28 protein-coding genes are annotated in these 23,278 nt (G+C 65.2%); 11 read left to right on the top strand and 17 right to left on the bottom strand.

From position 1 onward, the window contains the following. Positions 1-4 precede the first annotated feature (4 nt). Complete coding sequence (locus VKZ87_RS01730) at positions 5-925, bottom strand: DUF58 domain-containing protein (RefSeq protein ID WP_324219511.1); 921 nt, start codon at positions 923-925, stop codon at positions 5-7. A 9-nt stretch (positions 926-934) separates the two neighbouring features. Next, on the bottom strand, positions 935-1,924 hold the full coding sequence (locus tag VKZ87_RS01725; protein WP_324219510.1) for a MoxR family ATPase: 990 nt from the start codon (positions 1,922-1,924) through the stop codon (positions 935-937). A 56-nt stretch (positions 1,925-1,980) separates the two neighbouring features. Between VKZ87_RS01725 and VKZ87_RS01720 the strand changes: the two genes are divergently transcribed. The 4 genes from VKZ87_RS01720 to VKZ87_RS01705 are packed head-to-tail and all read left to right on the top strand — an operon-like array spanning position 1,981 to position 4,743. Next, positions 1,981-2,565 (top strand): DUF1285 domain-containing protein, encoded by a 585-nt coding sequence (locus VKZ87_RS01720; protein WP_324219509.1) that lies wholly within the window; start codon positions 1,981-1,983, stop codon positions 2,563-2,565. Beyond that, positions 2,562-3,230 (top strand): CoA pyrophosphatase, encoded by a 669-nt coding sequence (locus VKZ87_RS01715; protein WP_324219508.1) that lies wholly within the window; start codon positions 2,562-2,564, stop codon positions 3,228-3,230. The genes VKZ87_RS01720 and VKZ87_RS01715 overlap by 4 nt, the downstream gene beginning before the upstream one ends. Further along, positions 3,227-3,481, top strand: coding sequence for a DUF6111 family protein (locus tag VKZ87_RS01710; RefSeq protein WP_324219507.1), 255 nt, complete (start codon positions 3,227-3,229; stop codon positions 3,479-3,481). The genes VKZ87_RS01715 and VKZ87_RS01710 overlap by 4 nt, the downstream gene beginning before the upstream one ends. Before the next feature lie 38 nt (positions 3,482-3,519). After that, a complete protein-coding gene (locus tag VKZ87_RS01705; RefSeq protein WP_324219506.1) occupies positions 3,520-4,743 on the top strand; it encodes a CCA tRNA nucleotidyltransferase in 1,224 nt (407 codons plus the stop codon). Positions 4,744-4,907: 164 nt separating this feature from the next. On the opposite strand, the gene VKZ87_RS01700 is transcribed toward VKZ87_RS01705, so the two are convergent. The 3 genes from VKZ87_RS01700 to VKZ87_RS01690 all read right to left on the bottom strand — a co-directional run bounded on the left by VKZ87_RS01700 (position 4,908) and on the right by VKZ87_RS01690 (position 6,633). After that, entirely contained in the window at positions 4,908-5,036 is a 129-nt protein-coding gene (locus tag VKZ87_RS01700; protein WP_324219505.1) for a hypothetical protein, read from the bottom strand. Between the two features lie 264 nt (positions 5,037-5,300). Then, positions 5,301-6,155, bottom strand: a complete 855-nt coding sequence (gene hemF, locus VKZ87_RS01695; RefSeq protein ID WP_324219504.1) for an oxygen-dependent coproporphyrinogen oxidase — start codon at positions 6,153-6,155, stop codon at positions 5,301-5,303. 4 nt (positions 6,156-6,159) lie between these two features. Next, a complete protein-coding gene (locus VKZ87_RS01690; RefSeq protein ID WP_324219503.1) occupies positions 6,160-6,633 on the bottom strand; it encodes a tRNA (cytidine(34)-2'-O)-methyltransferase in 474 nt (157 codons plus the stop codon). Between the two features lie 175 nt (positions 6,634-6,808). On the opposite strand from VKZ87_RS01690, the gene petA reads away from it, so the two are divergent. From petA to VKZ87_RS01660, 6 genes are all read left to right on the top strand, one after another. Continuing rightward, complete coding sequence (petA, locus tag VKZ87_RS01685) at positions 6,809-7,342, top strand: ubiquinol-cytochrome c reductase iron-sulfur subunit (protein WP_324219502.1); 534 nt, start codon at positions 6,809-6,811, stop codon at positions 7,340-7,342. Between the two features lie 12 nt (positions 7,343-7,354). Beyond that, positions 7,355-8,611 carry a cytochrome b gene (locus VKZ87_RS01680; RefSeq protein ID WP_324219501.1) on the top strand — a complete coding sequence of 419 codons (1,257 nt, stop codon included), beginning with the start codon at positions 7,355-7,357 and terminating at the stop codon, positions 8,609-8,611. Positions 8,612-8,627: 16 nt separating this feature from the next. Further along, on the top strand, positions 8,628-9,395 hold the full coding sequence (locus tag VKZ87_RS01675) for a cytochrome c1 (RefSeq protein WP_324219500.1): 768 nt from the start codon (positions 8,628-8,630) through the stop codon (positions 9,393-9,395). Between the two features lie 341 nt (positions 9,396-9,736). Continuing rightward, positions 9,737-10,564, top strand: a complete 828-nt coding sequence (locus VKZ87_RS01670; RefSeq protein ID WP_414655616.1) for an S-methyl-5'-thioadenosine phosphorylase — start codon at positions 9,737-9,739, stop codon at positions 10,562-10,564. 19 nt (positions 10,565-10,583) lie between these two features. Continuing rightward, positions 10,584-11,114 carry an adenine phosphoribosyltransferase gene (locus VKZ87_RS01665; protein WP_324219498.1) on the top strand — a complete coding sequence of 177 codons (531 nt, stop codon included), beginning with the start codon at positions 10,584-10,586 and terminating at the stop codon, positions 11,112-11,114. Positions 11,115-11,125: 11 nt separating this feature from the next. Continuing rightward, on the top strand, positions 11,126-11,980 hold the full coding sequence (locus VKZ87_RS01660; RefSeq protein WP_324219497.1) for a VOC family protein: 855 nt from the start codon (positions 11,126-11,128) through the stop codon (positions 11,978-11,980). A gap of 18 nt (positions 11,981-11,998) precedes the next feature. Here the strand turns inward: VKZ87_RS01660 and VKZ87_RS01655 are convergent, their stop codons facing one another. Then, positions 11,999-12,664: a dienelactone hydrolase family protein gene (locus VKZ87_RS01655; protein WP_324219496.1), complete on the bottom strand. Its 666-nt coding sequence runs from the start codon at positions 12,662-12,664 to the stop codon at positions 11,999-12,001. Between the two features lie 96 nt (positions 12,665-12,760). On the opposite strand from VKZ87_RS01655, the gene VKZ87_RS01650 reads away from it, so the two are divergent. Further along, on the top strand, positions 12,761-13,612 hold the full coding sequence (locus tag VKZ87_RS01650; RefSeq protein WP_324219495.1) for an EamA family transporter: 852 nt from the start codon (positions 12,761-12,763) through the stop codon (positions 13,610-13,612). Between the two features lie 4 nt (positions 13,613-13,616). Here the strand turns inward: VKZ87_RS01650 and VKZ87_RS01645 are convergent, their stop codons facing one another. The 11 genes from VKZ87_RS01645 to lysS all read right to left on the bottom strand — a co-directional run bounded on the left by VKZ87_RS01645 (position 13,617) and on the right by lysS (position 23,214). Next, complete coding sequence (locus VKZ87_RS01645; RefSeq protein WP_324219494.1) at positions 13,617-14,066, bottom strand: MaoC family dehydratase; 450 nt, start codon at positions 14,064-14,066, stop codon at positions 13,617-13,619. Between the two features lie 11 nt (positions 14,067-14,077). Beyond that, a complete protein-coding gene (locus tag VKZ87_RS01640; protein WP_324219493.1) occupies positions 14,078-14,530 on the bottom strand; it encodes a MaoC family dehydratase in 453 nt (150 codons plus the stop codon). Between the two features lie 9 nt (positions 14,531-14,539). Then, positions 14,540-15,640 (bottom strand): redox-regulated ATPase YchF, encoded by a 1,101-nt coding sequence (ychF, locus tag VKZ87_RS01635; protein WP_324219492.1) that lies wholly within the window; start codon positions 15,638-15,640, stop codon positions 14,540-14,542. Positions 15,641-15,644: 4 nt separating this feature from the next. Further along, entirely contained in the window at positions 15,645-16,250 is a 606-nt protein-coding gene (gene pth, locus VKZ87_RS01630) for an aminoacyl-tRNA hydrolase (protein WP_324219491.1), read from the bottom strand. 54 nt (positions 16,251-16,304) lie between these two features. Next, positions 16,305-16,946 (bottom strand): 50S ribosomal protein L25/general stress protein Ctc, encoded by a 642-nt coding sequence (locus tag VKZ87_RS01625; RefSeq protein WP_324219490.1) that lies wholly within the window; start codon positions 16,944-16,946, stop codon positions 16,305-16,307. Between the two features lie 94 nt (positions 16,947-17,040). After that, the gene (locus VKZ87_RS01620) at positions 17,041-17,973 is read right to left on the bottom strand and encodes a ribose-phosphate pyrophosphokinase (protein ID WP_324219489.1); all 933 of its coding nucleotides are present in this window, start codon (positions 17,971-17,973) and stop codon (positions 17,041-17,043) included. A gap of 108 nt (positions 17,974-18,081) precedes the next feature. After that, a complete protein-coding gene (locus VKZ87_RS01615; RefSeq protein ID WP_324219488.1) occupies positions 18,082-18,945 on the bottom strand; it encodes a hypothetical protein in 864 nt (287 codons plus the stop codon). Positions 18,946-19,008: 63 nt separating this feature from the next. Next, a complete protein-coding gene (pgeF, locus tag VKZ87_RS01610; protein ID WP_324219487.1) occupies positions 19,009-19,791 on the bottom strand; it encodes a peptidoglycan editing factor PgeF in 783 nt (260 codons plus the stop codon). After that, positions 19,788-20,900 (bottom strand): class I SAM-dependent methyltransferase, encoded by a 1,113-nt coding sequence (locus VKZ87_RS01605; RefSeq protein WP_324219486.1) that lies wholly within the window; start codon positions 20,898-20,900, stop codon positions 19,788-19,790. Before VKZ87_RS01605 ends, pgeF begins: the two co-directional genes overlap by 4 nt. Further along, the gene (lgt, locus tag VKZ87_RS01600; RefSeq protein WP_324219485.1) at positions 20,876-21,685 is read right to left on the bottom strand and encodes a prolipoprotein diacylglyceryl transferase; all 810 of its coding nucleotides are present in this window, start codon (positions 21,683-21,685) and stop codon (positions 20,876-20,878) included. The genes VKZ87_RS01605 and lgt overlap by 25 nt, the downstream gene beginning before the upstream one ends. A gap of 2 nt (positions 21,686-21,687) precedes the next feature. Beyond that, entirely contained in the window at positions 21,688-23,214 is a 1,527-nt protein-coding gene (lysS, locus tag VKZ87_RS01595; RefSeq protein WP_324219484.1) for a lysine--tRNA ligase, read from the bottom strand. Positions 23,215-23,278 lie beyond the last annotated feature (64 nt).

Raw genomic sequence — 23,278 nt, 5'->3', positions numbered from 1 at the left:
CGCCTCAGCCTCTTGCGTCCAGCCTTATCCGGTCAGCCTGTAGCGCCTGATAAAGCGAAAGCAACGCGGTTTGCGGCGGGCGGTCGGTCCTGTGCTTGAGATGCCGCCAGCCGACCCTGCGGCAGACCTCGGCCAGCTCCTGCTGATGCGCGGCGAACATCGTGCGCCATTCCGACGCCAGCGACTCCGCCCGCGGCGCCAGCAGCGGGTTCTCGCCTTCGAGGCCGAGAAAACGGGTCCGGCCGCTATATGGAAATTCCTCTTCGGCCGGATCGATCACGCGCAGGACGGCACCCTTCACGCCCATATCGGCCAGGGTGCGCAGGCGGGCGGCGATCTCCGGAATCGGATACAGGAAATCGCCGATCAGCACGACCTGGGCATGCCGGGGCAGCATCTGATATGGCGGAAGGCTGGCTTCGGCATTTTCGAAGCGGGCGCGCAGCAGCTGGCTAGCCAGCCGCTCGAGCACGAGCCGTCCGGTGCTCGGTCGCTCGGGCGTGCCCAGCAGCGCTACCCGTTCGCCGCCGCGCAGCAGCAGGCTGGCCGTCGCCAGCAGCAGCAGATCGGCGCGCTCGTCTTTCTGTTCCATCCCCGCCGCGGATTTCCAGCGCATCGACGGCGACGGGTCGCGCCACAGCCAGACGCTTTCCGCGGCCTCCCATTCATTTTCGCGGATATAGGCGTGCATCCTTTTGGCGGTCTGCCGCCAGTCGACCCGGGTAATCGGGTCACCCGAGCTGTACTGGCGGAACTGCCAGAATGCATCGCCAGAGCCGACGCGGCGGCGGCCGTGCACACCCTGTTCGACGGTCGCGGCAACCCGTTCGGCGGCGACCAGCAGCGGCGGCAGGAACGCGGCGAAGTGCTCGGCGCGCTGACGGCGGTAATTCGCTGATGCTTCGGCTGTCGCCCCAGCGGCCATGCCGTGATCTCAGCGCAGGGGCTGGAGCAGGCGGTCGATGACGTCGGCCACGGTGACTCCCTCGGCGCGGGCCGTGAAGGTCAGCGCCATGCGGTGCTGCAGAACCGGGCCAGCCAGCGCGACGACGTCGTCGATGGAGGGTGCCAGGCGTCCCTGCAGCAGCGCGCGGGCGCGAACTGCCAGCATCAGGGCCTGACTGGCGCGCGGCCCGGGTCCCCAAGACACCAGCTCACGAATGCCTTCAACCTCGGAATCCTCCGGACGACCGGCGCGGACAAGGCTGAGGATGGCCTCCACGACGCTTTCCCCCACGGGAATGCGGCGGACCAGCCGCTGGGCCGCGATCAGATCGGTACCCGACAGCACGGTCGGCACCGCGTCTTCCGTCGCGCCGGTGGTCGCGAACAGCATGCGCCGCTCGGCTTCCAGGTCGGGATACCGGACGTTGATCTGCAGCAGGAAACGGTCGAGCTGCGCTTCCGGCAGAGGGTAGGTTCCTTCCTGCTCCAGCGGATTCTGGGTAGCCAGAACATGGAACGGCGCCGGCAGCTCATGCCGCTGTCCGGCGACCGAGACCTGACGCTCCTGCATGGCCTGCAGCAGGGCGGACTGGGTGCGCGGGCTGGCGCGGTTGATTTCATCCGCCATCAGCAACTGGCAGAAGACGGGACCGGCAAGGAACCGGAACGAGCGCCGGCCGGAATCGCCTTCTTCCAGAACCTCGGAGCCGATGATGTCGGCCGGCATGAGATCCGGGGTGAACTGCACCCGCCGCGCATCCAGACCCAGCACCTTTGCCAGGGTCTCGACCAGCTTCGTCTTGGCGAGGCCCGGCACACCGACCAGCAGCGCATGGCCGCCGGCCAGAAGGGTGATCATGGTCTCCTCGACCACCTCGCCCTGTCCGTAGATGACCCGCTCGACGGCATCGCGCGCCGCACCCAGGCGGCCACCAATCCGCTCAATTTCGGGAAGAATATGTTCGGCCGTGTCGCTCAAATTGTGCATGCCAGCGAGTATATAGTAGAAGAGAAATGAAAGCCCATATGCCATCTATGCCCAGCAAAACGGCAAACCCCGCCACTCTCCAAGACGTGATCGCCCGTTTCGGCGGTGCGGCAGGTGAAGGCCGCAAGCCCCCGGTCCATCTGTGGAATCCGCCGTCCTGCGGCGAAATCGACATGCGCATCGCCCGGAATGGCGCCTGGTACTACCAGGGCTCGCCGATTTCGCGGCCGGCCATGGTGCGCCTGTTCTCCAGCATCCTGCGGCGTGAACCGGACGGAAGTTACGTTCTGGTCACGCCGGTGGAGAAATGCATCATCCGGGTCGACGACGCTCCGTTCACGGCGGTCGAGATGACCGTGAGCGGGGAAGGGGAGGCGCGCCTGATCGCCTTCCGGACCAATGTCGACGACGTGGTGCCGCTCGATTCCGAACACCCGTTGCGGGTCGTCGTGAACCCGGAGACGGGCGAACCATCCCCTTACGTCCTGGTACGCGACCGGCTGGAAGCGCTGATCCTGCGTCCGGTATTCTACCAGCTGGTGGAGATGTCTGAGCAACGGGAAGAGGACGGGCGGACCGTGCTGGCGGTGCGCAGCGCGGGAATGGTTTTTGATCTTGGTGAGGTGGCATGAACGCCGAGTCGCCTGCGATCATCTCGGCCACGCCCACGCTGGACCTTCTGCGTGACCGGCTCCAGCCGGTGCCGCCGCTGACCGCCGTACCGCGCAATGCGGCAGAGGCGCCCAAGGGCGATTTCCAGCTCAATCCGAATTTCGCGTCGATCCGGCCGGGGCCGCTGAAGCCCGCGGCGGTTCTGGTGCCCGTCGTCGCCTATGGCAGCGGCGAGCGTGTCATCCTCACGCAGCGGACGGCGCATCTGTCCAATCATGCCGGGCAGATCAGCTTTCCCGGCGGCCGCATCGATCCCGAGGATCCCGACGTCGTCGCGACCGCCCTGCGCGAGACCGAAGAGGAGATCGGACTCGACCGCACGCATGTCAGCATCCTCGGGGCGCTAGACGCCTATGTCACCGGAACGGGCTTTGCGGTGATTCCGGTCGTCGGGCTGGTCAAGCCCGGCTTCCGCCTTTCGGTGCATCAGCACGAGGTGGCGGAAGTGTTCGAGGTGCCCTTCGGCTTCCTGATGGATCCCCGCAATCACCAGCGCCATAAAGGCGTATTCAACGGCGTCGAGAGGCAATGGTGGGCCATGGTATACGGCGACAAGTACATCTGGGGCGCCACGGCAGGAATGCTGCGTAACCTCCACGACCTGCTGCACGGTGAAGGGATATGAGCCGGATCATCGTTCACCTGCTGCCGTTCCTGCTCCCCTTCCTGCTCTACGGCCTGTATCTCTGGAACGCGAAGCGCAGCGGCAAGGACGGGCCGGAAGCGACACCCTGGTTCTGGCTGGCCGTGGCCGGCCTTGTGCTGGTGGTGCTGGGCTTCGTCATCTATGGCGCCTTCCTCGAGCAGAATATCGGGCCCTACGAGCCGGCAAGGTTCGAGGATGGCCGGATCGTACCGGGGCGCATCGGGCAATGAACGCGGGGCGCGTGTCGCGAATCGCGCCGACGGGATGGATGACCGCCGCGCCGACTCAAGCCGTGCTGAAGGCGCTGGGGGCGGGGGGCGCGACGGTGCGGTTTGTCGGCGGCTGCGTCCGTGACGCCATTCTCGGCCTGACGCCGCAGGACATCGACATCGCCACGCCCGAGCTGCCGGAAACGGTGATTCGTCGCCTGCAGAAGGCGAAGATCAAGGCCGTGCCGACCGGGATCGAGCATGGCACCGTCACCGCGGTCGCGCCGCCGGCCAGCTTCCAGATCACCACCCTGCGGCGCGACGTCGCCACCGACGGACGCCACGCGGAGGTCGCCTTCGGAACGGACTGGGCCGAGGATGCCGCGCGGCGCGATTTCACCATCAACACGCTCTACGCCGACGCTGACGGTACCCTGCATGATTTCACCGGCGGGCGGGACGATCTCGCCGCCGGGATCGTCCGCTTCGTCGGTGATCCCGCGCAGCGCGTCGCCGAGGATTACCTGCGCGTCCTGCGATTCTTCCGGTTTCATGCCCGCTTCGGCAAAGGCGCTCCCGATCCGGTCTCGCTGGCGGCCTGCGCCGCCGCGACTGACCAGTTGCACCGCCTGTCCGGCGAGCGCGTCCGCGATGAGCTGCTGAAGATCCTGGTGCTGCCGAAGGCCGGCGCAACGCTGGCGCTCATGGCGGCCAGCGGCGTGCTGCCCGCGCTGCTTCCCGGCAGCCGCTTCGACCCGGAGGTCTTCGCCGCCCTGGCCGCGCTGCAGGAGAGTCTCAGCGGCGAGACGGGTATGGAGCCGTCCGTATGGCCGCGCCTTGCCATGCTTTACCCGTCGGATGGAGGGGCGGCGGAAGCGGTCGCCGATCGCCTCCGGCTGTCCAATGCGCAGCGTCTGCGTCTGGCAGCCCTGATGGAGGCCCCGATGGCCGACGAGGTTCTGCAGGACGACGCCCGGTTCCTCGAAACGCTCTATGCCTGGGGCGGCGAACGAACCTGCGAGGCCGCCCTGCTGCTGGGCGCGCGCAAGCCTTCTCTGGCAGATCTTTCCCTGCGTCGCGCAAGGGAAGCGCTCGCCTGGCAGCGGCCGGCCTTTCCCCTGCGCGGGGCGGACATTCTTGCCCTGGGCATCGCGCCCGGTCCGACCGTGAGCGCGCTGCTCAAGGAGATGGAAGCATGGTGGGTCGCGGATGGCTTTCGTGCCGACCGGGAGGCCTGCCTTGCCCGCCTCAAGGAGCGGGTGCGGATCGTCTCCGGCGCCTGACGGCGCGCTTCATCCCATACCTAAGTTTCTGAAATTTTTCGGATTCGCGGCTCAGCCGCCGGGCCGTGCAATGGCCTGAAAAGAACTCGAGCTCCACGTCGGCGCCGAAAACCCGGACGTCGATGTGGAGCTCGAGACCAACTCTAAGAACTGTACGCTACGATTTACTTCTTGGCGGCCTTCTTCTTGGCAGCCTTCTTGGCCTTCGGAGCCTTCTTGGCCTTCACAGCCTTCTTGGCCTTCACGGCCTTCTTCGCCACCTTCTTCTTAGCGGCTTTCTTCTTCGCAGCCATGTTCTCCTCCATGGAATTAAAGTGCGGTTTTCACCGCAACGAAGTTTCGGGAAATGTTTCCCGAACGACCGTATCTGTAGCACAACGTTACGGCATTAACCACAAAATCTTGAGCGCGCTTAAAAATTTGTTAAGAGCGTGGTCTTTTTGCCGCGGTCGGTGGGGCATCGCTCGAACGAAAAAGCATCACCGACGTAAGCCATTAGAATGATGCGCAAAAAATCAGAGCATGCGAAAACCCGCATGAAATCTGGCTTTTTTGCACTAGGGCCATTTCACTTCCGGCGGCAGCGACATCAGGATCGCTTCGGTGTTGCCGCCCGTTTTGAGTCCGAAAGTGGTGCCGCGATCATAGAGCAGATTGAACTCGACATACCGTCCGCGGCGGACCAGCTGGTGCTCCCGTTCGGCCTCCGACCACGAATCATTGAGGTGCCGGCGGACGATTCTGGGGTAGGTCTCCAGGAACGATTCGCCGACCGCTTTGGTGAATGCGAAATCCTTCTCCCAGTCGCCGCTGTCGAGTCCGTCGAAGAAGATTCCGCCGACGCCGCGCGGCTCGTTCCGGTGCGGCAGATAGAAGTACTCGTCGCACCATTGCTTGAAGCGGGGATAGTAGCCGGGGTCGAAGCGATCGCAGGTCTCGCGCAGGGCGGCGTGGAAGATTTCAGTGTCGGTTTCGTCCGGCACCATGGGCGTAAGGTCGGAGCCGCCGCCGAACCAGCTCTTCGTGGTAACCAGGAAGCGCGTGTTCATATGCACCGCCGGCACTTTCGGCGACTGCATATGCGCCACCAGGGATATGCCCGAAGCCCAGAAGCGGCCGTCCTCGGCAGCGCCGGGGATCTGCTTGCGGAACTCGGGCGAGAACTCGCCATGGACGGTCGAGATGTTCACACCGACCTTCTCGAAGACGCGGCCGCGCATGATGCTCATCACCCCGCCGCCGCCGCCCGGCCGGTCCCAGGCCTTGCGCTCGAAGCGACCGGCCGGCCGACTGCTCAGGGGACCGGTCAGTTCGTCCTCGAGCTGTTCGAAGGCGGCGCAGATGCGGTCGCGCAGGGTCTGGAACCAGCTCCCGGCGCGGGCCTTCCGTTCCTCGATCAGGGTATCGCTCATCTTTCTATCCTTTCTCGGGACCGTCTGGTTTCGGAAACGCGTTCAGCTGGCGCAGGGCTTCCCCCAGAACCATTGCCGCCGCAGTCGCGACATTGATGGAACGCAGGCCCGCCTTGATCGGAATGACGAGGCGGGCGCCGGCAGCGGCATGGACATGCTCCGGAGCGCCTTTGCTCTCGCGGCCGAACAGCAGGATGTCGTCTTCGGCAAACCGGAAGGTCGTGTAGGGGACCGCCGCCCTGGTGGTCAGCAGGACCAGCCGGCCCGGCGGGCGTTCGGCGGTAAAGCTGTCCCAGCTTTCATGACGATGGATTTCGGCGTGCTCCAGATAGTCCAGGGCGCTGCGCCGGACCGCCTGAACGGAAAAGGGGAAGCCGCAGGGCTCGATGACGTGGACCGGGATGTCCAGGCAGGCACCGAGACGCAGGATGGTGCCCAGGTTGGGCGGTATGTCGGGCTCGAACAGGGCGATCCGCATCGGAGCATTCGGCGAGGAAGAGGGAGGGGCGATTTTCTTCGGTTTATCAATGTGATTCCAAGGCCAAGACCCCTGCGGCAACCTGTCGCATGCTTCGGGCAAAGCGCTGGACTTCCTCAAGATATAGTGAGAAATATCCGGTCTCGTTTCCAAGACCTTATTCTTTGAGGGGGCTATGGCAGGGACAGCGACCCAAAAGGCCGGCACGACCGAGCCGACCCGTCGCGATTTCATCGTGATTGCCGCTGGCGCATTCGGCGCAGTCGGCGCTGCAGCAGCGGTATGGCCGTTCATCGACCAGATGAACCCGTCGGCCGACGTCCTGGCGCTCTCGAGCACCGAGGTCGACCTGAGCCAGATCGCCCCCGGCCAGAGCGTCACCATCCTGTGGCGCGGCAAGCCGGTTTTCGTGCGTCACCGCACCGAGGCCGAGATCAAGCAGGCGCAGGAAGACGACGCGGCCGCCCTGCCGGATCCCCAGAAGGATGCCGATCGCGTGCAGAAGCCTGAATGGCTGGTGATGATGGGCGTCTGCACCCATCTTGGCTGCGTGCCGCTGGGCCAGAAGGGCGAGTTCGGTGGCTGGTTCTGCCCCTGCCACGGTTCGCACTACGACACCTCAGGCCGTATCCGGAAGGGCCCGGCGCCGAGCAACCTGCCGGTGCCCGAATACACCTTCCTGAACGACACCCGCATCCGCATCGGCTAAGGATCCCGACCGATGGCTGACAATACTTCCGGTTTCTACAGCAACCCGCTCGTCAAGTGGATCGAGTACCGCCTGCCGGTCTTCTCCGCCATTGACCATATGGTGGGTACCCAGTATCCGGCGCCGAAGAACCTGAATTACTGGTGGAATTTCGGTTCGCTGGCCGGCCTCTGCCTGGTGATCCAGATCGTCACCGGCATCGTGCTGGTGATGCATTACACGCCGCATACCTCGCTCGCCTTCGACTCGGTCGAGCACATCATGCGCGACGTGAACTACGGCTGGCTGCTGCGCTACATGCATGCCAACGGCGCGTCGATGTTCTTCATCGCCGTCTACATCCATATCTTCCGCGGCCTGTATTACGGTTCCTACAAGCAGCCGCGTGAAATCCTGTGGTTCCTCGGTCTCATCATCTTCCTGCTGATGATGGCGACCGCGTTCATGGGCTACGTGCTTCCCTGGGGCCAGATGAGCTTCTGGGGCGCCACCGTGATCACCAACCTGTTCTCGGCCCTGCCGCTGGTCGGCGAGCCGATCGTGACCTGGCTGTGGGGTGGCTTCTCGGTCGACAACCCGACCCTGAACCGCTTCTTCTCGCTGCACTACCTGCTGCCGTTCGTGATCGTCGGCATCGTCATCCTGCATATCCTGGCGCTGCACCAGCATGGCTCGAACAACCCGCTGGGCATCGACACCAAGGGTCCGCAGGACAAGATCCCGTTCCATCCCTACTACACGATCAAGGATCTGTTCGGGATCGGCGTATTCCTGATCTTCTTCAGCTTCTTCCTGTTCTATGCGCCGAACTTCCTCGGCCATCCGGACAACTACATTCCGGCCGATCCGCTGGTGACGCCGGAGCATATCGTGCCGGAATGGTACTTCCTGCCGTTCTACGCGATCCTGCGTTCGGTGCCGGACAAGCTGGGCGGCGTCCTGCTGATGTTCGGCGCCATCCTGATCCTGTTCCTGCTGCCCTGGCTGGATACCAGCAAGGTGCGCTCGGCCAAGTTCCGGCCGATCTACAAGCAGCTGTTCTGGGTCTTCGTGCTGGCCTGCGTCGGCCTGACCTATGCCGGCGGCCAGCCGCCGGAGGGTCTCGCCCTGATCATCGGCCGGGTCTGCACGGTCTATTACTTCGTGCATATCCTCGTACTGATGCCGCTGGTCGGCTGGTTCGAGAAGCCGCACAAGCTGCCGGCCTCGATCAGTGAGGCTGTGCTGAAGGGCGATGCAGCACCCGGTGCTGCGGGCAGCAAGGCGTAAGGCGGGGGACCGGACAATGAAGATGACGATTAAGCGTTCGATCCTTGTCGCCGCCGTGGCGCTCGGCTTTGCGGCGCCGGCTTTCGCGGCCGGCCCGGCGATCGAGTACCAGGCGCAGAACTGGAGCTTCAACGGTCCGTTCGGCACCTTCGACCGCGGCGAGCTGCAGCGCGGCTATCAGGTTTACAAGGAAGTCTGCGCGGCCTGCCACTCGATGAAGTATGTGGCGTTCCGCAACCTGCGCGACATCGGCTTCACCGAGGCCGAGGTGAAGGCGCTGGCCGCGACTTTCCAAGTGGTCGACGGTCCGGATGACTCGGGCGAGATGTTCGAACGCCCGGCGCTTCCGTCGGACAAGTTCCCGTCGCCCTTCCCGAACGAGAAGGCCGCCCGTTCCGCCAATGGCGGTGCCTATCCGGTCGACCTCTCGCTGGTCGCCAAGGCGCGTGTCGGTGGTCCCGACTATCTCTACGCCCTTCTGACGGGCTACAAGGAACCGCCGGCTGACTTCACGGTCGGCGAGGGTCTGCACTACAACGAGGCTTTCCCCGGGCATCAGATTGCCATGCCGCAGCCGCTGAATGCCGATCAGGTGACCTATGCCGACGGCAAGCCGGCCACGGTCGAGCAGATGGCTCGTGATGTCTCTGCCTTCCTGATGTGGGCGGCCGAGCCGAAGCTCGAGGATCGCAAGCGGATGGGCCTGAAGGTCATGATCTTCCTGATCATCATGACGGGCCTGTTCTTTGCCGCCAAGAAGCGGATCTGGCGCGACGTGCACTGATCCGAAGTCGCTTTTCCCGATCAGGGCCGCCCCGGTCGCCGGGGCGGCCCTTTTCTATTGCGCTGCAGGAACCGGTTTGCTTAAGTCGCGCGCGGTATTCAGGCCGATTCCGACAGGGATGAACGATGGCTGCGAAGGCAAAGAAGAAGACGGCGGCACGGCGGAAGCCGGCGCCGAAGGCAAAGGCAGCGGCCCGGCGCCGGACGGCCACCGCGGTGGCGAGGGTTGCGAAACCGGCCAAGGGCAGTCCCAGGAGCACAGGCACCATCCCCAAGCCCTATGTCGCCAGGCCAGGAGCCCCGGTCCGCATCGGCGTGCTCGGCGGCAGCGGTCTCTACGGTATGGCCGGACTGAAGAACACCAGATGGCGCAAGGTCTCGACCCCCTGGGGCGATCCCTCTGACGAGTTGCTGTTCGGCGAACTGGACGGCGCGGAGCTGGTCTTCCTGCCCCGGCATGGCCGTGGCCACCGGCATTCTCCGTCGGAAGTGAACTACCGCGCCAATATCGATGCGCTGAAGCGTGTCGGCTGCCACGACGTGATCTCGGTTTCCGCCTGCGGTTCCTTCAAGGAGGTGCTGGCGCCCGGAACCTTCGTCATCGTCGACCAGTTCATCGACCGCACCTTCATGCGGCAGAAAAGCTTTTTCGGCACCGGCCTGGTCGCCCATGTCTCGGCGGCCCATCCGGTCTGCAGCCGCCTCGGCGATGCGCTGGAACAGGCCGCGAAGGAGGCTGGCATCACGGCCCAGCGCGGCGGTGTCTATCTCTGCATGGAAGGCCCGCAGTTTTCGACCCAGGCCGAAAGCTTCCTCTACAAGAGCTGGGGCTGCGACGTCATCGGCATGACCAATGCGCCGGAAGCCAAGCTCGCCCGCGAGGCCGAGATCTGCTACGCCAGCGTCGCCATGGTCACCGATTACGACTGCTGGCATCCCGACCATGACCATGTCGACGTCGCCTCCGTCGTCCGGGTGCTGCTCGATAATGCCGAGAAGGGGCAGAACCTGGTTGCGAAGGCGGTGCCGCACCTGAAGCAGCGGCCGTCGCATTGCCCGCAGGGCTGCAACCACGTGCTCGATACCGCGCTGATCACGGCACCGGAGAAGCGCGATCCGAAGCTGATCAAGAAACTCGACGCGGTCGCCGGCCGCGTCCTCAAGGCCTGAGCCGGAAGGAAGCAGTCGCATGCAGGGGATCAAGGACAAGATCCGCACCATCCCGGATTATCCGAAGCCCGGAATCATGTTCCGGGACATCACGACTCTGCTGCAGGACGCCCGCGGCTTTCGCAAGACCGTCGACGAGATGGTGCAGCCCTTCGCTGGCACCCGCATCGACAAGGTCGTCGGCATCGAGGCGCGCGGTTTCATTCTCGGCGGCGCCATCGCGCACCAGCTCTCGATCGGTTTCGTGCCGGTCCGCAAGCGCGGCAAGCTGCCGTCCAGGACGCTGGCGCAGGAATACCAGCTGGAATACGGCACGGACGCGATGGAAATCCACGTCGATGCGATCCAGCCGGGCGACCAGGTTCTTCTGGTGGACGACCTGATCGCCACCGGCGGCACTGCCGAAGCGGCGGTCAAGCTGATCCGCGCGCAGAAGGGCAACGTCGTCGGCTGCTCCTTCATCATCGATCTGCCGGAACTCGGCGGTCGCAAGCGCCTCGAGGCGCTCGATGTGAAGGTGCTGGCCCTTTGCGAGTTCGAGGGGCACTGATACCGTCAGGTATGGCCCACAACATCACCGGTCTCGATCACACGGTTCTGGCGGCTTCCGATCTGGAGGCGGCCCGCGAAACCTATCGCCGTCTCGGTTTCACGCTGACGCCGCGCGGCCGCCATATCGGCTGGGCGACCGGCAATTACTGCATCATGTTCCGGCAGAATTACCTCGAGCTGCTTGGTATCGCCGAGCCGGGGGGATTCACGGCCGGACTGGAAGAGATGCTGAAGCAGAAGGGCGAGGGCGTTCACAAGCTGGTGCTCGGGACCGACGACGCGGTTGCTGCCCACGCCGCCCTGGCTGCGTCGGGGTTCAATCCCTCAGAGCCCCAGAGCCTGAAGCGCGAACTCGAACTGCCGGAAGGAACCGTGCTCCCGGCCTTTTCGCTGGTCCATCTGCCGCCCGAGGCGACGCCCGAAACCTCGATGTTCCTGTGCCAGCATCTGACGCCGGAATTGCTGCGGCGGCCGGAATGGCTGGTGCACCCCAATGGGGCCGAGCATATGACCGGCGTCGTTGTCGTGGTGGAGAATCCGTCGGCACTGGAGTTCGCCTACGAGCGGCTGTTTGGCGCGGGAAGTGCCGTGCGCACCGACCGCATGGTGGCGGTACGCGCCGGATCGGACGTGATCCTGTTCGTCACCCCGGATGATCTCGGCACGTTGTTTCCGGATATCGACCATCCGGTCCGGCCGGCGCCCTATGTCGCCGGTATGCGCTTCCGGGTTCACAATCCGGATGCGGCCGCAGCCTGGTTCACAGCGGCCGGGGTGTCGCACGCGCGCAGCCTCGATGGCACCGTTCTGGTGCCGCCGGAAGCCGCGCATGGCTGCTTCCTGGAATTCTCCAGCCGGAGCTAGGCGCCGGAGCCGCGCCCGCTAGAGCAGCGCTTCGAAGAAAGCCAGGGTGCGGCGGCGGGCCAGCGTCGCGGCAAAGGCATCGTAATGTACCCGCTGATCGCAGTTGAAGCCGTGATCGGCCTCATAGACGTGACAGGCGATCGTCGGGTGCTTCGCCTTGAGGTCGACGGCGAGGCTGACCGGAATCATCGCGTCCCGGGCGCCGAAATGCAGCAGGGCAGGGCAGCGCGGCGCGCGGTCGGCCAGTTCGGCCCACGGGCCGCCGTAATAGCCGACGGACGCGCTCAGGCCGGGTATCTCTGCCGCGGCCAGCCATGTCACGCCACCGCCGTAGCAATAGCCGACCGTGCCGACACGGCCGGCGCCTGTCGCAGCCGTCACGGCCGCGGTGACATCCTTCATGCAGTCGGCCCAGTTCATGCGCCCGCGCAGGTCCCGACCCTTTGCGACATCGTCGCTGGAATAGCCGAGATCGACGCCGGGCTGGACGCGGTCGAACAGCGCCGGCGCCACGCAGTAATAGCCGTCCGCCGCAAATCCGTCGCAGACCGAACGGATATGGCCGTTGACGCCGAAAATCTCCTGGATGACGACGAGGCCGCCTTTGGCGGCACCCCTGGGCTCGGTGATATAGGCGGCAAGCGTGTGCCCGTCGGCGGCGGTCAGGGTGGTCATGCTGCCCATCTGCGTCTCCTCTTTTCATTGGCGTGAGTTGAAGCGGTTGCGTTACGGTGTCACGAACGGATTCGAACTGCAATAAACCCGCCGACCAGCATCTCCATGGCGCTAGATCCCGTCGTTGCCGGCTTCGTGCTGCTGGCCGCTCTCATGCATGCCAGCTGGAATGCGGTCGTGAAGTCGGATACCGACCGGCAGACCAGCCTTGCGCTGGTCATGCTGGCGGGCATTCCCTTCGGCCTGGCGCTGCTGCCCTTTGCCGGCGGGATGGGGCGGGAAGCCTGGATCTGGCTGGCCGCCTCGGTTCTGGTGCATTGCCTGTATTACACCTGCCTGCTGAAGGCGTACCGCTTCGGCGATCTCAGCCAGGTCTATCCGATCGCGCGCGGCCTCGGCCCGCTGCTGGTGGCACTGGCCTCCGGCTTCGTCTTCAGCGAGACGCTGACCGCGCAGGAACTGACCGGCGTGGCGATCGTGTCGCTGGGCATCGGCAGCCTTGCCTTCGGCGGGCGCCACTCGCCGGCGGAGAACCGCCATGCGCTCGTCTTCGCGATGCTGACCGGCCTGTGTATCGCGTCCTACACGCTGATCGACGCGCGCGGCGTGCGGGCGGCGGAGGATCCGCTGGCCTATATCGCCTGGCTGAACATCGTCGAGGCGCCATGGATCGCCCTGCTGGCAATCGCCACGCGCGGCGGAAGCTTCGTCGCTGCCGCGCGCCGCGGCTGGAAACGGGGGCTGGCGGGAGGCTTCGTTGCCGCGGCCGGCTATGGCATCAGCATGTATGCCTTCAGCCGCAGCGGCGCGGCCCATGTCGCGGCTCTGCGCGAGGTCAGCGTGATTTTTGCCGCGATCATCGGGGCCGTGATGCTTGGCGAGGGCTTCGGCTGGCGGCGCGTACTGGCCGCCATGCTGGTTGCCGGCGGCCTGATCCTGATGAACTGGCGGGCCTAGGGGCTCAGGCGGGTTTGTTGCGGAAGCGCATCAGGCCGATGCTGATGAACTTCATCACCAGTTCATCCTTCTGATTGAACACCTCGACGAGGAAGCGGGCGGAGCCGATGCCGGGCCGGCTCTTCGACGGCGTCTTCTCGATGCAGGTCAGCCGCGCCCGGATCGTGTCGCCCGGTCGCACCGGCTTCAGCCAGCTCAGATCGTCGAAGCCGGGCGAGCCAAGGCTCGCCTCGAGGTCGATGGCGGAGTCGACGAGCAGCCGCATCACGGTTGCCGCCGTATGCCAGCCCGAGGCGATGATGCCGCCGAAATTGCTGTCCTTTGCCGCTTCCGGATCGATATGGAAGGGCTGCGGGTCGAACTGCTTCGCAAAGGCGATGATGGCGTCCTGCGTGAAGGTATGGCTGCCGGTATCGCGCGAGGCCCCGACGATGATGTCCTCGAAATACTGCATCTGCCGCCCCGTTACGCCTGGTTCTGCGGCCGGCGGCGATACATGCCCTTGGCCTGCATCGTCAGCACCACCTCGCCGTTCTGGTTGCGCATTTCATACCGCGTGGTGACGATCCCGCGATCGGGTTTCGACTGCGACGGCCGGACGTCCAGGACCTCGCCCTTCAGGTGCAGCACGTCGTCGGGGCGCACCGGCCTGACCCAGCGCAGCTGGTCGACGCCGGGCGAACCCATGCTGGCATACTGGCCGATCACGTTGTCGACCAGCAGGCGCATCATGATGCCGGCGGTGTGCCATCCGGAGGCGCAGAGGCCGCCGAACAGCGACTGCTTGGCCGCTTCCCTGTCGAGGTGGAAGGGCTGGGGATCGTAGTCGCGGGCGAAGGCGATGATCTCTTCTTCGGTGACCTTCCGCGGCGGAAAGTCGAGAATCTGGCCCGCGGTGAAATCCTCCAGATACTTCATTGCCCCTCGTCAGGTATTGAAACGGAAATGCATGACATCGCCATCCTGCACGATGTAATCCTTGCCTTCCAGCCGCAATTTGCCGGCGTCGCGCGCGCCGGCCTCGCCTTTGCAGGCCACGTAGTCGGCATAGGCGATGGTTTCCGCCCGGATGAAGCCTTTCTCGAAGTCGGTATGGATCACGCCGGCGGCCTCGGGCGCCTTCGCGCCCTTGCGCACCGTCCAGGCGCGGGCTTCCTTCGGGCCGACCGTGAAGAAGGTGAGCAGGTCGAGCAGGCCGTAGCCCGCGCGGATGACACGCGCCAGACCCGTTTCCTTCAGGCCGAGATCGGCCAGGAAGGCCGCTTTTTCCTCCTCGGTATCGAGCTGGGCCACCTCGGCCTCGATGGCGGCCGAGATCACCACCATCGCGGCGCCTTCCCGGTCGGCCTTTTCCTTCACCCTGGCCGAGAAGGCGTTGCCTTCCGCCGCCGAGGCTTCCTCGACATTGCAGACGTAGAGCACCGGCTTGGCGGTGATCAGCATCAGCTCCTTGTATATCTTCTTCTCTTCCTCGGTGGGGACGACGGTGCGGGCCGGCTTGCCGTCGCGCAGCGCCGCCAGAACCTTTTCCATCACCGCCAGCCGCGCCTTTTCCTCCTCATTGCCCTGCTTGGCGCGCTTGGCCACCTGGTCGATGCGGCGCTCCAGGCTTTCCATGTCGGAGAGCATCAGCTCCGTCTCGACCGTTTCGGCGTCGGCGATCGGATCGACCCTGCCCTCGACATGGGTGATGTCGCCATTCTCGAAGCAGCGCAGCACGTGACAGATGGCATCCACCTCGCGGATATGGGCGAGGAACTGGTTGCCGAGGCCTTCGCCCTTGGAGGCGCCGCGCACCAGGCCGGCAATATCGACGAAGGTGAGCTGCGTCGGGATGATCTTCTGCGATCCGGCGATCTTCGCCAGCACATCGAGCCGCTCGTCCGGCACGCCGACCAGGCCGGTATTGGGCTCAATCGTGCAGAAGGGATAGTTCGCCGCCTGTGCGGCCGCCGTCTGCGTCAGCGCGTTGAACAGCGTCGACTTGCCGACATTGGGAAGGCCGACGATGCCGCATTTGAAACCCATAATCCTAATCCTTCACTTCGTTTTTCGGCGTCTTGTCCGCCTTCGGCGGCTGCAGCAGCAGCGCCACCCGGTTCATGAAACCCGCATCGTCGCCGCGCGCCAGCAGGCCGGCATTGGCGGCAATGGCATCCAGCAGGGGATCGAGCCAGACCTGCTCGTCCTTGGAGAAATTCTGCAGCACATAGCCCAGCACGCGATCCTTGCCGGGATGGCCGATGCCGATCCGCAGGCGGCGGTAGTTCGGTCCGATCGCGGCGTCCACCGAGCGCAGCCCGTTATGGCCGGCATGGCCACCGCCGGTCTTCATCCTGATCTTGCCCGCCGCGAGATCGAGTTCGTCATGCATGACCACGATCTGGCCCGGCGGCAGCTTGTAGAAATGCGCGGCTTCGCCGACCGACTTGCCGGACAGGTTCATGTAGGTCAGCGGCTTGAGGATCAGGGCCTTGGTGCCGTCCAGATGGCCTTCGGCGATCTCGCCGTGGAAGCGCTTCCTGAAGGGCGAAAACTGGTGGCGATCGGCAATGGCGTCCGCGGCCATGAAGCCGACATTGTGCCGCTGCCGCTTATGCTCGTTGCCCGGATTGCCCAGTCCGACAAGGAGCAGCATCGATCATTGCCTGGGGAAAGAGGAGGCGGCGCGCAGGCGCCGCCCCCGGGGACCTTACTTCTTGGCAGCGGCCGGAGCAGCAGCGGCCGGGGCCGCGGCGGCTTCAGCTGCCGGCTTGACTTCGTCTTCCTTGATCGGCGCGGCGATCGTCGCGACGGTGAAATCGCGGTCCTGGATCACCGGCTTGATGCCGTTGGGAAGTTCGAAGGCCGAGATGTGGATCGAATGACCGATCTCCATGCCGGCGAGGCTGATCGAGATATTCTCCGGAATGTTGTCCGGCTGGCAGAAGAACTCGACCTCGTGGCGCACGATGTTCAGCACGCCGCCCTTCTTCAGGCCGGGGCACTGATCCTGCTCGAGGAACAGCACCGGGATGAAGATGCGGATTCTCGAACCCTTGCCGACGCGCTGGAAATCGACATGGATCGGCCGGTCGGTGACCGGATCGAGCTGCACGTCGCGGGCCAGAACCCGCTCCGACTTGCCGTCGAATTCGATGTTCAGCAGGCGGGAGAAGAAGTTGCCCTTCTGCAGTTCCTTCAGCAGGTCACGGCTTTCCACCGAGATCAGTTCCGGGGTCTGCTTTTCACCGTAGATGACCCCCGGCACGCGACCCTTCAGTCGCGTTGCGCGGGCGGTCCCCTTGCCGGCCCTAGCTCTCGCCTCTGCGGCGATAATGGTTACGTCACGCATGATTGCGCTCCTTGGCTGAATACGGCCCCGGCACCGTGCCGGTTCCGTTTCCGGCGCCGGCCTCCAGGGGTGCCGTACGCCGAAACTCTGAAACTCAGTCGAACAGGCTGGAGACCGAGGTCTCCTCGCTGATCCTCCGCATCGCCTCGCCGATCAGCGGCGCGATCGACACCTGGCGGATGTTGCGCGCCAGGCGCACCGCCTCGGTGGCGAGGATCGAATCGGTAATGACCAGGCCTTCAAGCTGGCTGGCGGTCACGCGCGCCACGGCGCCGCCCGACAGCACGCCATGGGTGACATAGGCGTAGACCGCCTTGGCGCCCTGCTTCTTCAGGGCTTCGGCGGCATTGCACAGGGTACCGGCGGAATCGACAATGTCGTCCACCAAGATGCAGCGCCGGCCTTCCACCTCGCCGATGATGTTCATGACTTCCGACACACCGGCGCGCTCACGCCGCTTGTCGACGATCGCCAGATCGGCATCCAGCCGCTTGGCGATGTTGCGGGCGCGGACCACGCCGCCGACGTCGGGCGAGACGACCATCAGGTCGTCGCCCAGCAGATGCTGCTTGATGTCGGCGGTCAGAACCGGGCCGGCCATCAGGTTGTCGGTGGGAATGTCGAAAAAGCCCTGGATCTGGCCGGCATGGAGATCCAGCGTCAGGACGCGGTTGGCGCCGGCCGCAGTGATCAGGTTGGCGACCAGCTTGGCCGAGATCGGCGTGCGCGGGCCGGGTTTGCGGTCCTGGCGGGCGTAGCCGAAATAGGGCAGAACGGCAGTGATGCGGCGGGCCGACGAGCGCTTCAGCGCGTCGATGCAGACCAGCAGCTCCATCAGATGGTCGTTCGCCGGATACGACGTCGACTGGATAACGAAGACGTCCTCGCCGCGGACGTTTTCATGGATCTCCACGAAGACTTCCATATCGGAGAAACGGCGCACGCTCGCCTTGGCAAGCGGGACGGAAAGATAAGCCGCAATGGCTTCCGCCAGCGGACGATTGGAATTACCCGCCAAAACCTTCATGACAGAGCTCTGTGGATGCGCCGGACCCGGGAAAACCGGCGCGGACTATAACCGCCGGCCCCCGGGCTGTAAACCGGCAATAAAGCATGTTTTTCAGTTATTTGCCGGTTATCCCGCCGGCGGCAGCCGGCGCTGGTTCTCAATGATCTGGCTGAGGCCCTGCCAGCCGCCCTGGGCGATGATATGGGCGGTGTTGCCCCAGGCCTGGCTGAGCTGGCCCCGGGGGATGCGATTGGCCTGCTTCACCTCTCCCAGCCGGCGCCCGTCCGGGGTCAGCAGGGCCCATTCGATGGTTACCCGCTCCGAATCCGGCGCATCCTGCCAGACCCGGACGCTGCAGGAGATGAGGTAATCCGCCCCGGCCGGGTCCGGCACCGGGGGCTGGCCGGCCAGGATCAGGATCTCCCGCAGCGCCTGCCGCAGGCTGCGATTGCCGTCCCCCGGCGCGCCGTCGCATTCCTGCAGGGCCAGCCTGGTGGGGGCCGCATCCGCGGCCACGGGCAGGGCCGCATTCAGTTTCGCGGCAATGACCTCGGCCATGCCAGCGGCGACACGCCTGATCTGGGCCTCGTCGGCTGCGGCGAGGCGCTCGGCCGTGGTGTTGAGCTGCTGCGCATCGCCATCCTCGGTTGCTCCGTCCGGCGTCCGCTTGCTCCAGCGCCACCGGGTGACGGCGCCAGCCGGCTCGACCGAAACGCTGAGCAGGGAGGAGAGGGCGCTGCGGCTGCTGGCGCTGGCGGGGATTTCCCGTTCGGCAAGCGCCTCGGCCAGGGCCGTGGCGAGCGCCCCAGATGCTTCGCCGGGCAGGCCGGCGACGGGCGGCACGAAGATGCTGGTTTCGCCGATCGGCTTGATCAGCGGGCTGACGTAGGGGCCTTTGGCTTCCGGCCTGAAAGGCTGCGGCAGCGGCTGGCAGGCCGCCAGGCCGAGCGCGAGGACGCCGAGCAGAGACAGGCGTTTAAAGCAGGACACAGCTCACCATCATGCCAAGGACGAAGATCGCGACGAAGAGAAACAGATGCGGCATGACCGGTGTCAGTCAGGCAGGGCTATGGCCGAAATCTGCCGGCCGTAATCCGCCTCGCCGGACAGGGTCATGCGCCGGTAGCTGAAGAAGCGGTCGGGGTCGGAGCAGGTATCAAGTCCGAGATCCTCTGCGGTGACGCCCGATCGCTCCAGTCTCTGCATCAGATAACCGGGAAGATCGAATTGCCAATGGCCATCCCGCCGGCCGGGGGCAAAAAACCGGTCGCTGTCGGCTGCAACCGCAAGGAACTGGTCGCGGAAAGGCGCGCTGACCTCATAGGACGGTTGCCGGATCAGCGGACCGATCGCGGCGCGGATGTTTTCGCGTTTCGCACCCAGCCGTTCCATGGCTTCGATGGTGGCGTCCGTGACCCCTGCCAGCGCGCCGCGCCAGCCGGCATGACAGGCGCCGATCACGCCGGCCTGAAGGTCGGCGAACAGCACCGGCGCGCAATCGGCGGTAAGAATGCCGAGCGCGATGCCGCGCCGCGTGGTCACCATGCCGTCCGCCTTCGGCCGCTGGCCGGGATCGTAGCTGTCGCCGACCACGACTACGTCGCGGCCATGAACCTGGTACAGCGAAACGAGCCCGTGCCGGGCTTCAAGCGTTTCCGCGACCCGTCGCCGGTTCTCCTGGACGGCAGCCGGATCATCCCCGGAACCCGGTCCGCAATTCAGCGCCGCATAGAGCCCGAAAGAGACACCGCCGCGCCGGGTGAAAAATCCGTGCCGGACGTCGTGCAGGGATGTGGCTTCCAGCGGCGCGATGGTGCCGGTTGCAGTCGTGTTCATGCAAAACCCGCGGGTTCGGGCGCGTGCGGCGGCGTCAGTGCAATGGCCTTGAACAGGGTGCCCATCGCTTCCGGCGCGGTCAACCGGTGCAGCGCGGCATCGATATCGATGCGCTGTGATGCGTTGGCGTTTGCCCGAAGCCTTTCCGCGCGCGCCCTTATGCCGAGCGCCTCCAGGAATGCACCCTGACCGACGGGCCCATATGCTGCGGCGCCGGCCTTCCGCGCGCTTGCGGCGAAAGCGGCAAAATCGACATGGGCCGTGAGATCGGCAAGGCCCGGCTCGGCCAGAGGATCGGCATAGGCGTGATGCCGGACCGCCTGCAGGGTTTCGCCCAGACCGGGACGGTCATAGCCGTAGTCGACGAACAGGGCGACACCGCCCTGCGTCAGCAGTCGGGCGGAAATTTCCGATGCGACGGCCCGCATGGCCGGGCTGGATTCCACGATGGCACCGGGCGGCGCACCCCGCAGGGCAGGGGGCAGGATGTCGTCCAGCGGCATGGCGCGCGGATCGAGCATGAACTGCAGGGCTTTGCCATCGTCCGACAGGCCGACGCAGCGCTCATGCCAGGCACCGTCATCGCCGCGCTGGAACTGCCGGACCGGCAGCGCGTCGAGGAATTCGTTGGCCAGCACGATCAGCGGAGCATCCGTCGGCAACGAGGCCACGGTGCCACACCATTCAGCCTTTTCGCCGGCCAGCGTTTCGCGCTGCATGTCGACCATCCGCTGCGATGCTTCCACCAGGACCGGCGTGACGGCAGCACGAAACGGCGGCAGGGCGCGGGCTGCGCGCAGCGCATCGTGCATCAGCGTGCCGCGCCCGGGCCCGAGTTCGACAAGGTAGCAGTTCTGCGGTGCTCCCATCCGCTGCCAGTAATCGGCAGCCCAGAGGCCCAGAAGTTCGCCGAACATCTGGCTGATTTCGGGCGCCGTGATGAAGTCGCCGCGCCGTCCGATCGCTTCCTGGCTGCGATAATAGCCATGCTCGGGATGCAGCAGGCATTCGCCCATATAGGCAGCGACGCTGATCGGGCCTTCGGCGGCGATCCGCCGCCGCAGGATGTCGAGAAGCGGCGTGCTCACGCCGGCTGACGGCGTGCCCATAGCACGAGTCCGATGCCGCCCAGCACCATGGGCAGCGACAGCCACTGACCCATGGTCGTGCCGCCGATCAGATAGCCGATCTGCGGATCCGGCTGGCGGAACAGCTCGCCGACGATGCGCGCAGTCCCGTAGCCGATCAGGAATACGCCCGAGAGGATGCCCGGCTTGTCCATCACCTTCGTGGTCCAGCGCAGGCCGTTCAGCAGCAGGAAGAGCAGGACACCTTCCATCGCAGCCTGGTACAGCTGACTCGGATGCCGGGGCTCCGGGCCGCCGGTGGGAAACACCATGGCCCAGGGAACTTCAGGCGCCACGCGGCCCCAGAGTTCGCCGTTGATGAAGTTGGCCAGCCGGCCGAAGAACAGGCCGATCGGCGCGACGCAGGCGATTGGGTCCATCAGTGTGAAGAAGGGTACTCCGATCCGGCGCGCATACAGCAGCATTGCAATGATGACGCCGAGCATGCCGCCGTGGAACGACATGCCGCCCTGCCAGACGGCGAAGATCTCCGCCGGATACTGCAGGTAGCGATCCAGATTGTAGAAGAGGACGTAACCGAGGCGCCCGCCCAGCACCACGCCCAGGGTCGCCCAGAGCAGGAAACCGTCGATCTGCTCCGGCGTGACGCGGCTGTCCGGTCGCCGCGCGATGCGCATCGCGATGCGCCAGCCGAGAATCAGGCTGACGATGTAGGACAGCGCATACCAGCGGACGACGATGGGGCCGATGGCAAAAGCCACCGGATCGACGACCGGAAAGGCGATGGCCGGCAGGGTGGCAAGCATCGTCACGAATCGCCGGATTCGGACTCGGTCTGGCGCGGCCGCAAAGTGGGGAAGGCGATCACTTCGCGGATGGTCTGCGAGTTGGTCAGCAGCATCACCAGACGGTCGATGCCGATGCCCAGGCCGCCCATCGGCATCATGCCGGCGGCCTGCGCCTTCAGGAAATCCTCATCGATGCGATGGGCTTCCTCATCGCCGCCCTCGCGCTGGGCCTGCTGCTCCTCGAAACGGGCGCGCTGTTCCTGCGGATCGGCCAGCTCGGAGAAGGCGTTGGCGATCTCCCAGGTATTGCAGAAGGTCTCGAAACGCTCGGCGATGTCCGGTCGCTCGGGATTGGCCTTGGCGAGCGGCGAGATCGCCTTCGGCAGGGCCACCACGTGGGTCGGCTGGATCAGGTTCGGCTCGACGAAATGCTCGAAGCAGGCTTCCACCACCTTGCCCCAGCTGGCCTGATCGGCAATCTCGACGCCGGCATTGCGCGCGGCGTTGCGGGCGGCGGCATCATCCATGCCGTTCAGATCGATCTTGCCGTATTCCCTGATCAGGTCGAGCATGGAGCCGCGGCGGAAGGGCGGCGTGAAGTCGATCTCGGTCTCGCCGAATTTTACCTTTGTGCTGCCGGTGGCGGTGATCGCCGCATGGGCGATCACCCGCTCCGTGATCGCCATCATGTCCTCGTAATCGGCATAGGCCTGATACAGTTCCATGGTGGTGAATTCGGGATTGTGCCGCGGCGAGATGCCTTCGTTGCGGAAGCAGCGGTTGATCTCGAATACCTTCTCGCTCAGCCCGCCGATCACAAGCCGTTTCAGATGCAGCTCCGGCGCGATGCGCAGGTAGAGCGGGATATCCAGCGCGTTGTGATGGGTCACGAACGGCCTGGCGATCGCTCCGCCCGGGATGCTGTGCAGCATCGGCGTTTCGACTTCGAGAAAGCCTTCATCGCTCAGGAAGGCGCGCATGGCCTGGATGACGCGGAAGCGTGTGCGCAGGGTCTGGCGGCTTTCCTCGTTGCCGATGAGATCGTACTCGCGATGCCGGTAGCGCTGCTCGACATTCTTCAGGCCGTGCCACTTCTCCGGCGGCGGCTCCAGCGCCTTGGCCAGTACGACGATCTCCCGGCTGTCGACCGTGATCTCGCCGCGTTTGGTGCGCCGCACCGTGCCGCGCACGCCGATGATGTCGCCGAGATCCAGTGCCTTCATGATCGGAGCAAGCCGGCCCTGGATGTCTTCCTTGGCGGTGTATATCTGCAGCTTCACCGTGTCGTCGACGAGGTCGATGAACATGCCGCTGTTGCGGATGGCCATGACGCGGCCGGCCACGGCGACTTCCTCGGCGGTGCGTTCGTCCGGCTGCAGATGCCCGAAAGTCTCATGCACCGCGGCATTCTTGTGCGACTTCGGAAATTTCCGTGCCGTATACGGATCGAGTCCCAGCTGGCGCAGTTGCTGCAGCTTGGCTTCGCGATTGGCGCGTTCGCCGGAGGGCGCCTCGGCCGCCGTGCTTTGGTCAGGATGAGTGGTCACGGGTAATTCTGCATTAAATCCGGAGGTTGGGCGGCGAACCTAGCACTGGCCCCCCGGCTTTCCA

Source organism: Ferrovibrio sp. (assembly GCF_035304305.1).
Classification (GTDB): domain Bacteria; phylum Pseudomonadota; class Alphaproteobacteria; order Ferrovibrionales; family Ferrovibrionaceae; genus Ferrovibrio.
The sequence above is the reverse complement of the archived record's forward strand: the minus strand, read 5'-3'. Positions and strand labels throughout refer to the sequence as shown.

Excerpts from the sequence above, each read along its gene's own strand:
- petA (WP_324219502.1), top strand. The coding sequence starts at position 6,809 with ATGGCAGGGACAGCGACCCAAAAGGCCGGCACGACCGAGCCGACCCGT.
- VKZ87_RS01690 (WP_324219503.1), bottom strand. The coding sequence starts at position 6,633 with ATGCGGATCGCCCTGTTCGAGCCCGACATACCGCCCAACCTGGGCACC.
- lgt (WP_324219485.1), bottom strand. The coding sequence starts at position 21,685 with ATGCTTGCCACCCTGCCGGCCATCGCCTTTCCGGTCGTCGATCCGGTG.
- VKZ87_RS01660 (WP_324219497.1), top strand. The coding sequence starts at position 11,126 with ATGGCCCACAACATCACCGGTCTCGATCACACGGTTCTGGCGGCTTCC.
- pth (WP_324219491.1), bottom strand. The coding sequence starts at position 16,250 with ATGCTGCTCCTTGTCGGACTGGGCAATCCGGGCAACGAGCATAAGCGG.
- VKZ87_RS01665 (WP_324219498.1), top strand. The coding sequence starts at position 10,584 with ATGCAGGGGATCAAGGACAAGATCCGCACCATCCCGGATTATCCGAAG.
- pgeF (WP_324219487.1), bottom strand. The coding sequence starts at position 19,791 with ATGAACACGACTGCAACCGGCACCATCGCGCCGCTGGAAGCCACATCC.
- VKZ87_RS01730 (WP_324219511.1), bottom strand. The coding sequence starts at position 925 with ATGGCCGCTGGGGCGACAGCCGAAGCATCAGCGAATTACCGCCGTCAG.
- VKZ87_RS01710 (WP_324219507.1), top strand. The coding sequence starts at position 3,227 with ATGAGCCGGATCATCGTTCACCTGCTGCCGTTCCTGCTCCCCTTCCTG.
- VKZ87_RS01705 (WP_324219506.1), top strand. The coding sequence starts at position 3,520 with ATGACCGCCGCGCCGACTCAAGCCGTGCTGAAGGCGCTGGGGGCGGGG.
- ychF (WP_324219492.1), bottom strand. The coding sequence starts at position 15,640 with ATGGGTTTCAAATGCGGCATCGTCGGCCTTCCCAATGTCGGCAAGTCG.
- VKZ87_RS01720 (WP_324219509.1), top strand. The coding sequence starts at position 1,981 with ATGCCCAGCAAAACGGCAAACCCCGCCACTCTCCAAGACGTGATCGCC.
- VKZ87_RS01620 (WP_324219489.1), bottom strand. The coding sequence starts at position 17,973 with ATGAAGGTTTTGGCGGGTAATTCCAATCGTCCGCTGGCGGAAGCCATT.
- VKZ87_RS01680 (WP_324219501.1), top strand. The coding sequence starts at position 7,355 with ATGGCTGACAATACTTCCGGTTTCTACAGCAACCCGCTCGTCAAGTGG.
- VKZ87_RS01605 (WP_324219486.1), bottom strand. The coding sequence starts at position 20,900 with ATGGGCACGCCGTCAGCCGGCGTGAGCACGCCGCTTCTCGACATCCTG.
- VKZ87_RS01645 (WP_324219494.1), bottom strand. The coding sequence starts at position 14,066 with ATGCAGTATTTCGAGGACATCATCGTCGGGGCCTCGCGCGATACCGGC.
- VKZ87_RS01655 (WP_324219496.1), bottom strand. The coding sequence starts at position 12,664 with ATGGGCAGCATGACCACCCTGACCGCCGCCGACGGGCACACGCTTGCC.
- VKZ87_RS01715 (WP_324219508.1), top strand. The coding sequence starts at position 2,562 with ATGAACGCCGAGTCGCCTGCGATCATCTCGGCCACGCCCACGCTGGAC.
- VKZ87_RS01700 (WP_324219505.1), bottom strand. The coding sequence starts at position 5,036 with ATGGCTGCGAAGAAGAAAGCCGCTAAGAAGAAGGTGGCGAAGAAGGCC.
- VKZ87_RS01640 (WP_324219493.1), bottom strand. The coding sequence starts at position 14,530 with ATGAAGTATCTGGAGGATTTCACCGCGGGCCAGATTCTCGACTTTCCG.
- hemF (WP_324219504.1), bottom strand. The coding sequence starts at position 6,155 with ATGAGCGATACCCTGATCGAGGAACGGAAGGCCCGCGCCGGGAGCTGG.
- VKZ87_RS01675 (WP_324219500.1), top strand. The coding sequence starts at position 8,628 with ATGAAGATGACGATTAAGCGTTCGATCCTTGTCGCCGCCGTGGCGCTC.
- VKZ87_RS01625 (WP_324219490.1), bottom strand. The coding sequence starts at position 16,946 with ATGCGTGACGTAACCATTATCGCCGCAGAGGCGAGAGCTAGGGCCGGC.
- VKZ87_RS01650 (WP_324219495.1), top strand. The coding sequence starts at position 12,761 with ATGGCGCTAGATCCCGTCGTTGCCGGCTTCGTGCTGCTGGCCGCTCTC.
- VKZ87_RS01670 (WP_414655616.1), top strand. The coding sequence starts at position 9,737 with ATGGCCGGACTGAAGAACACCAGATGGCGCAAGGTCTCGACCCCCTGG.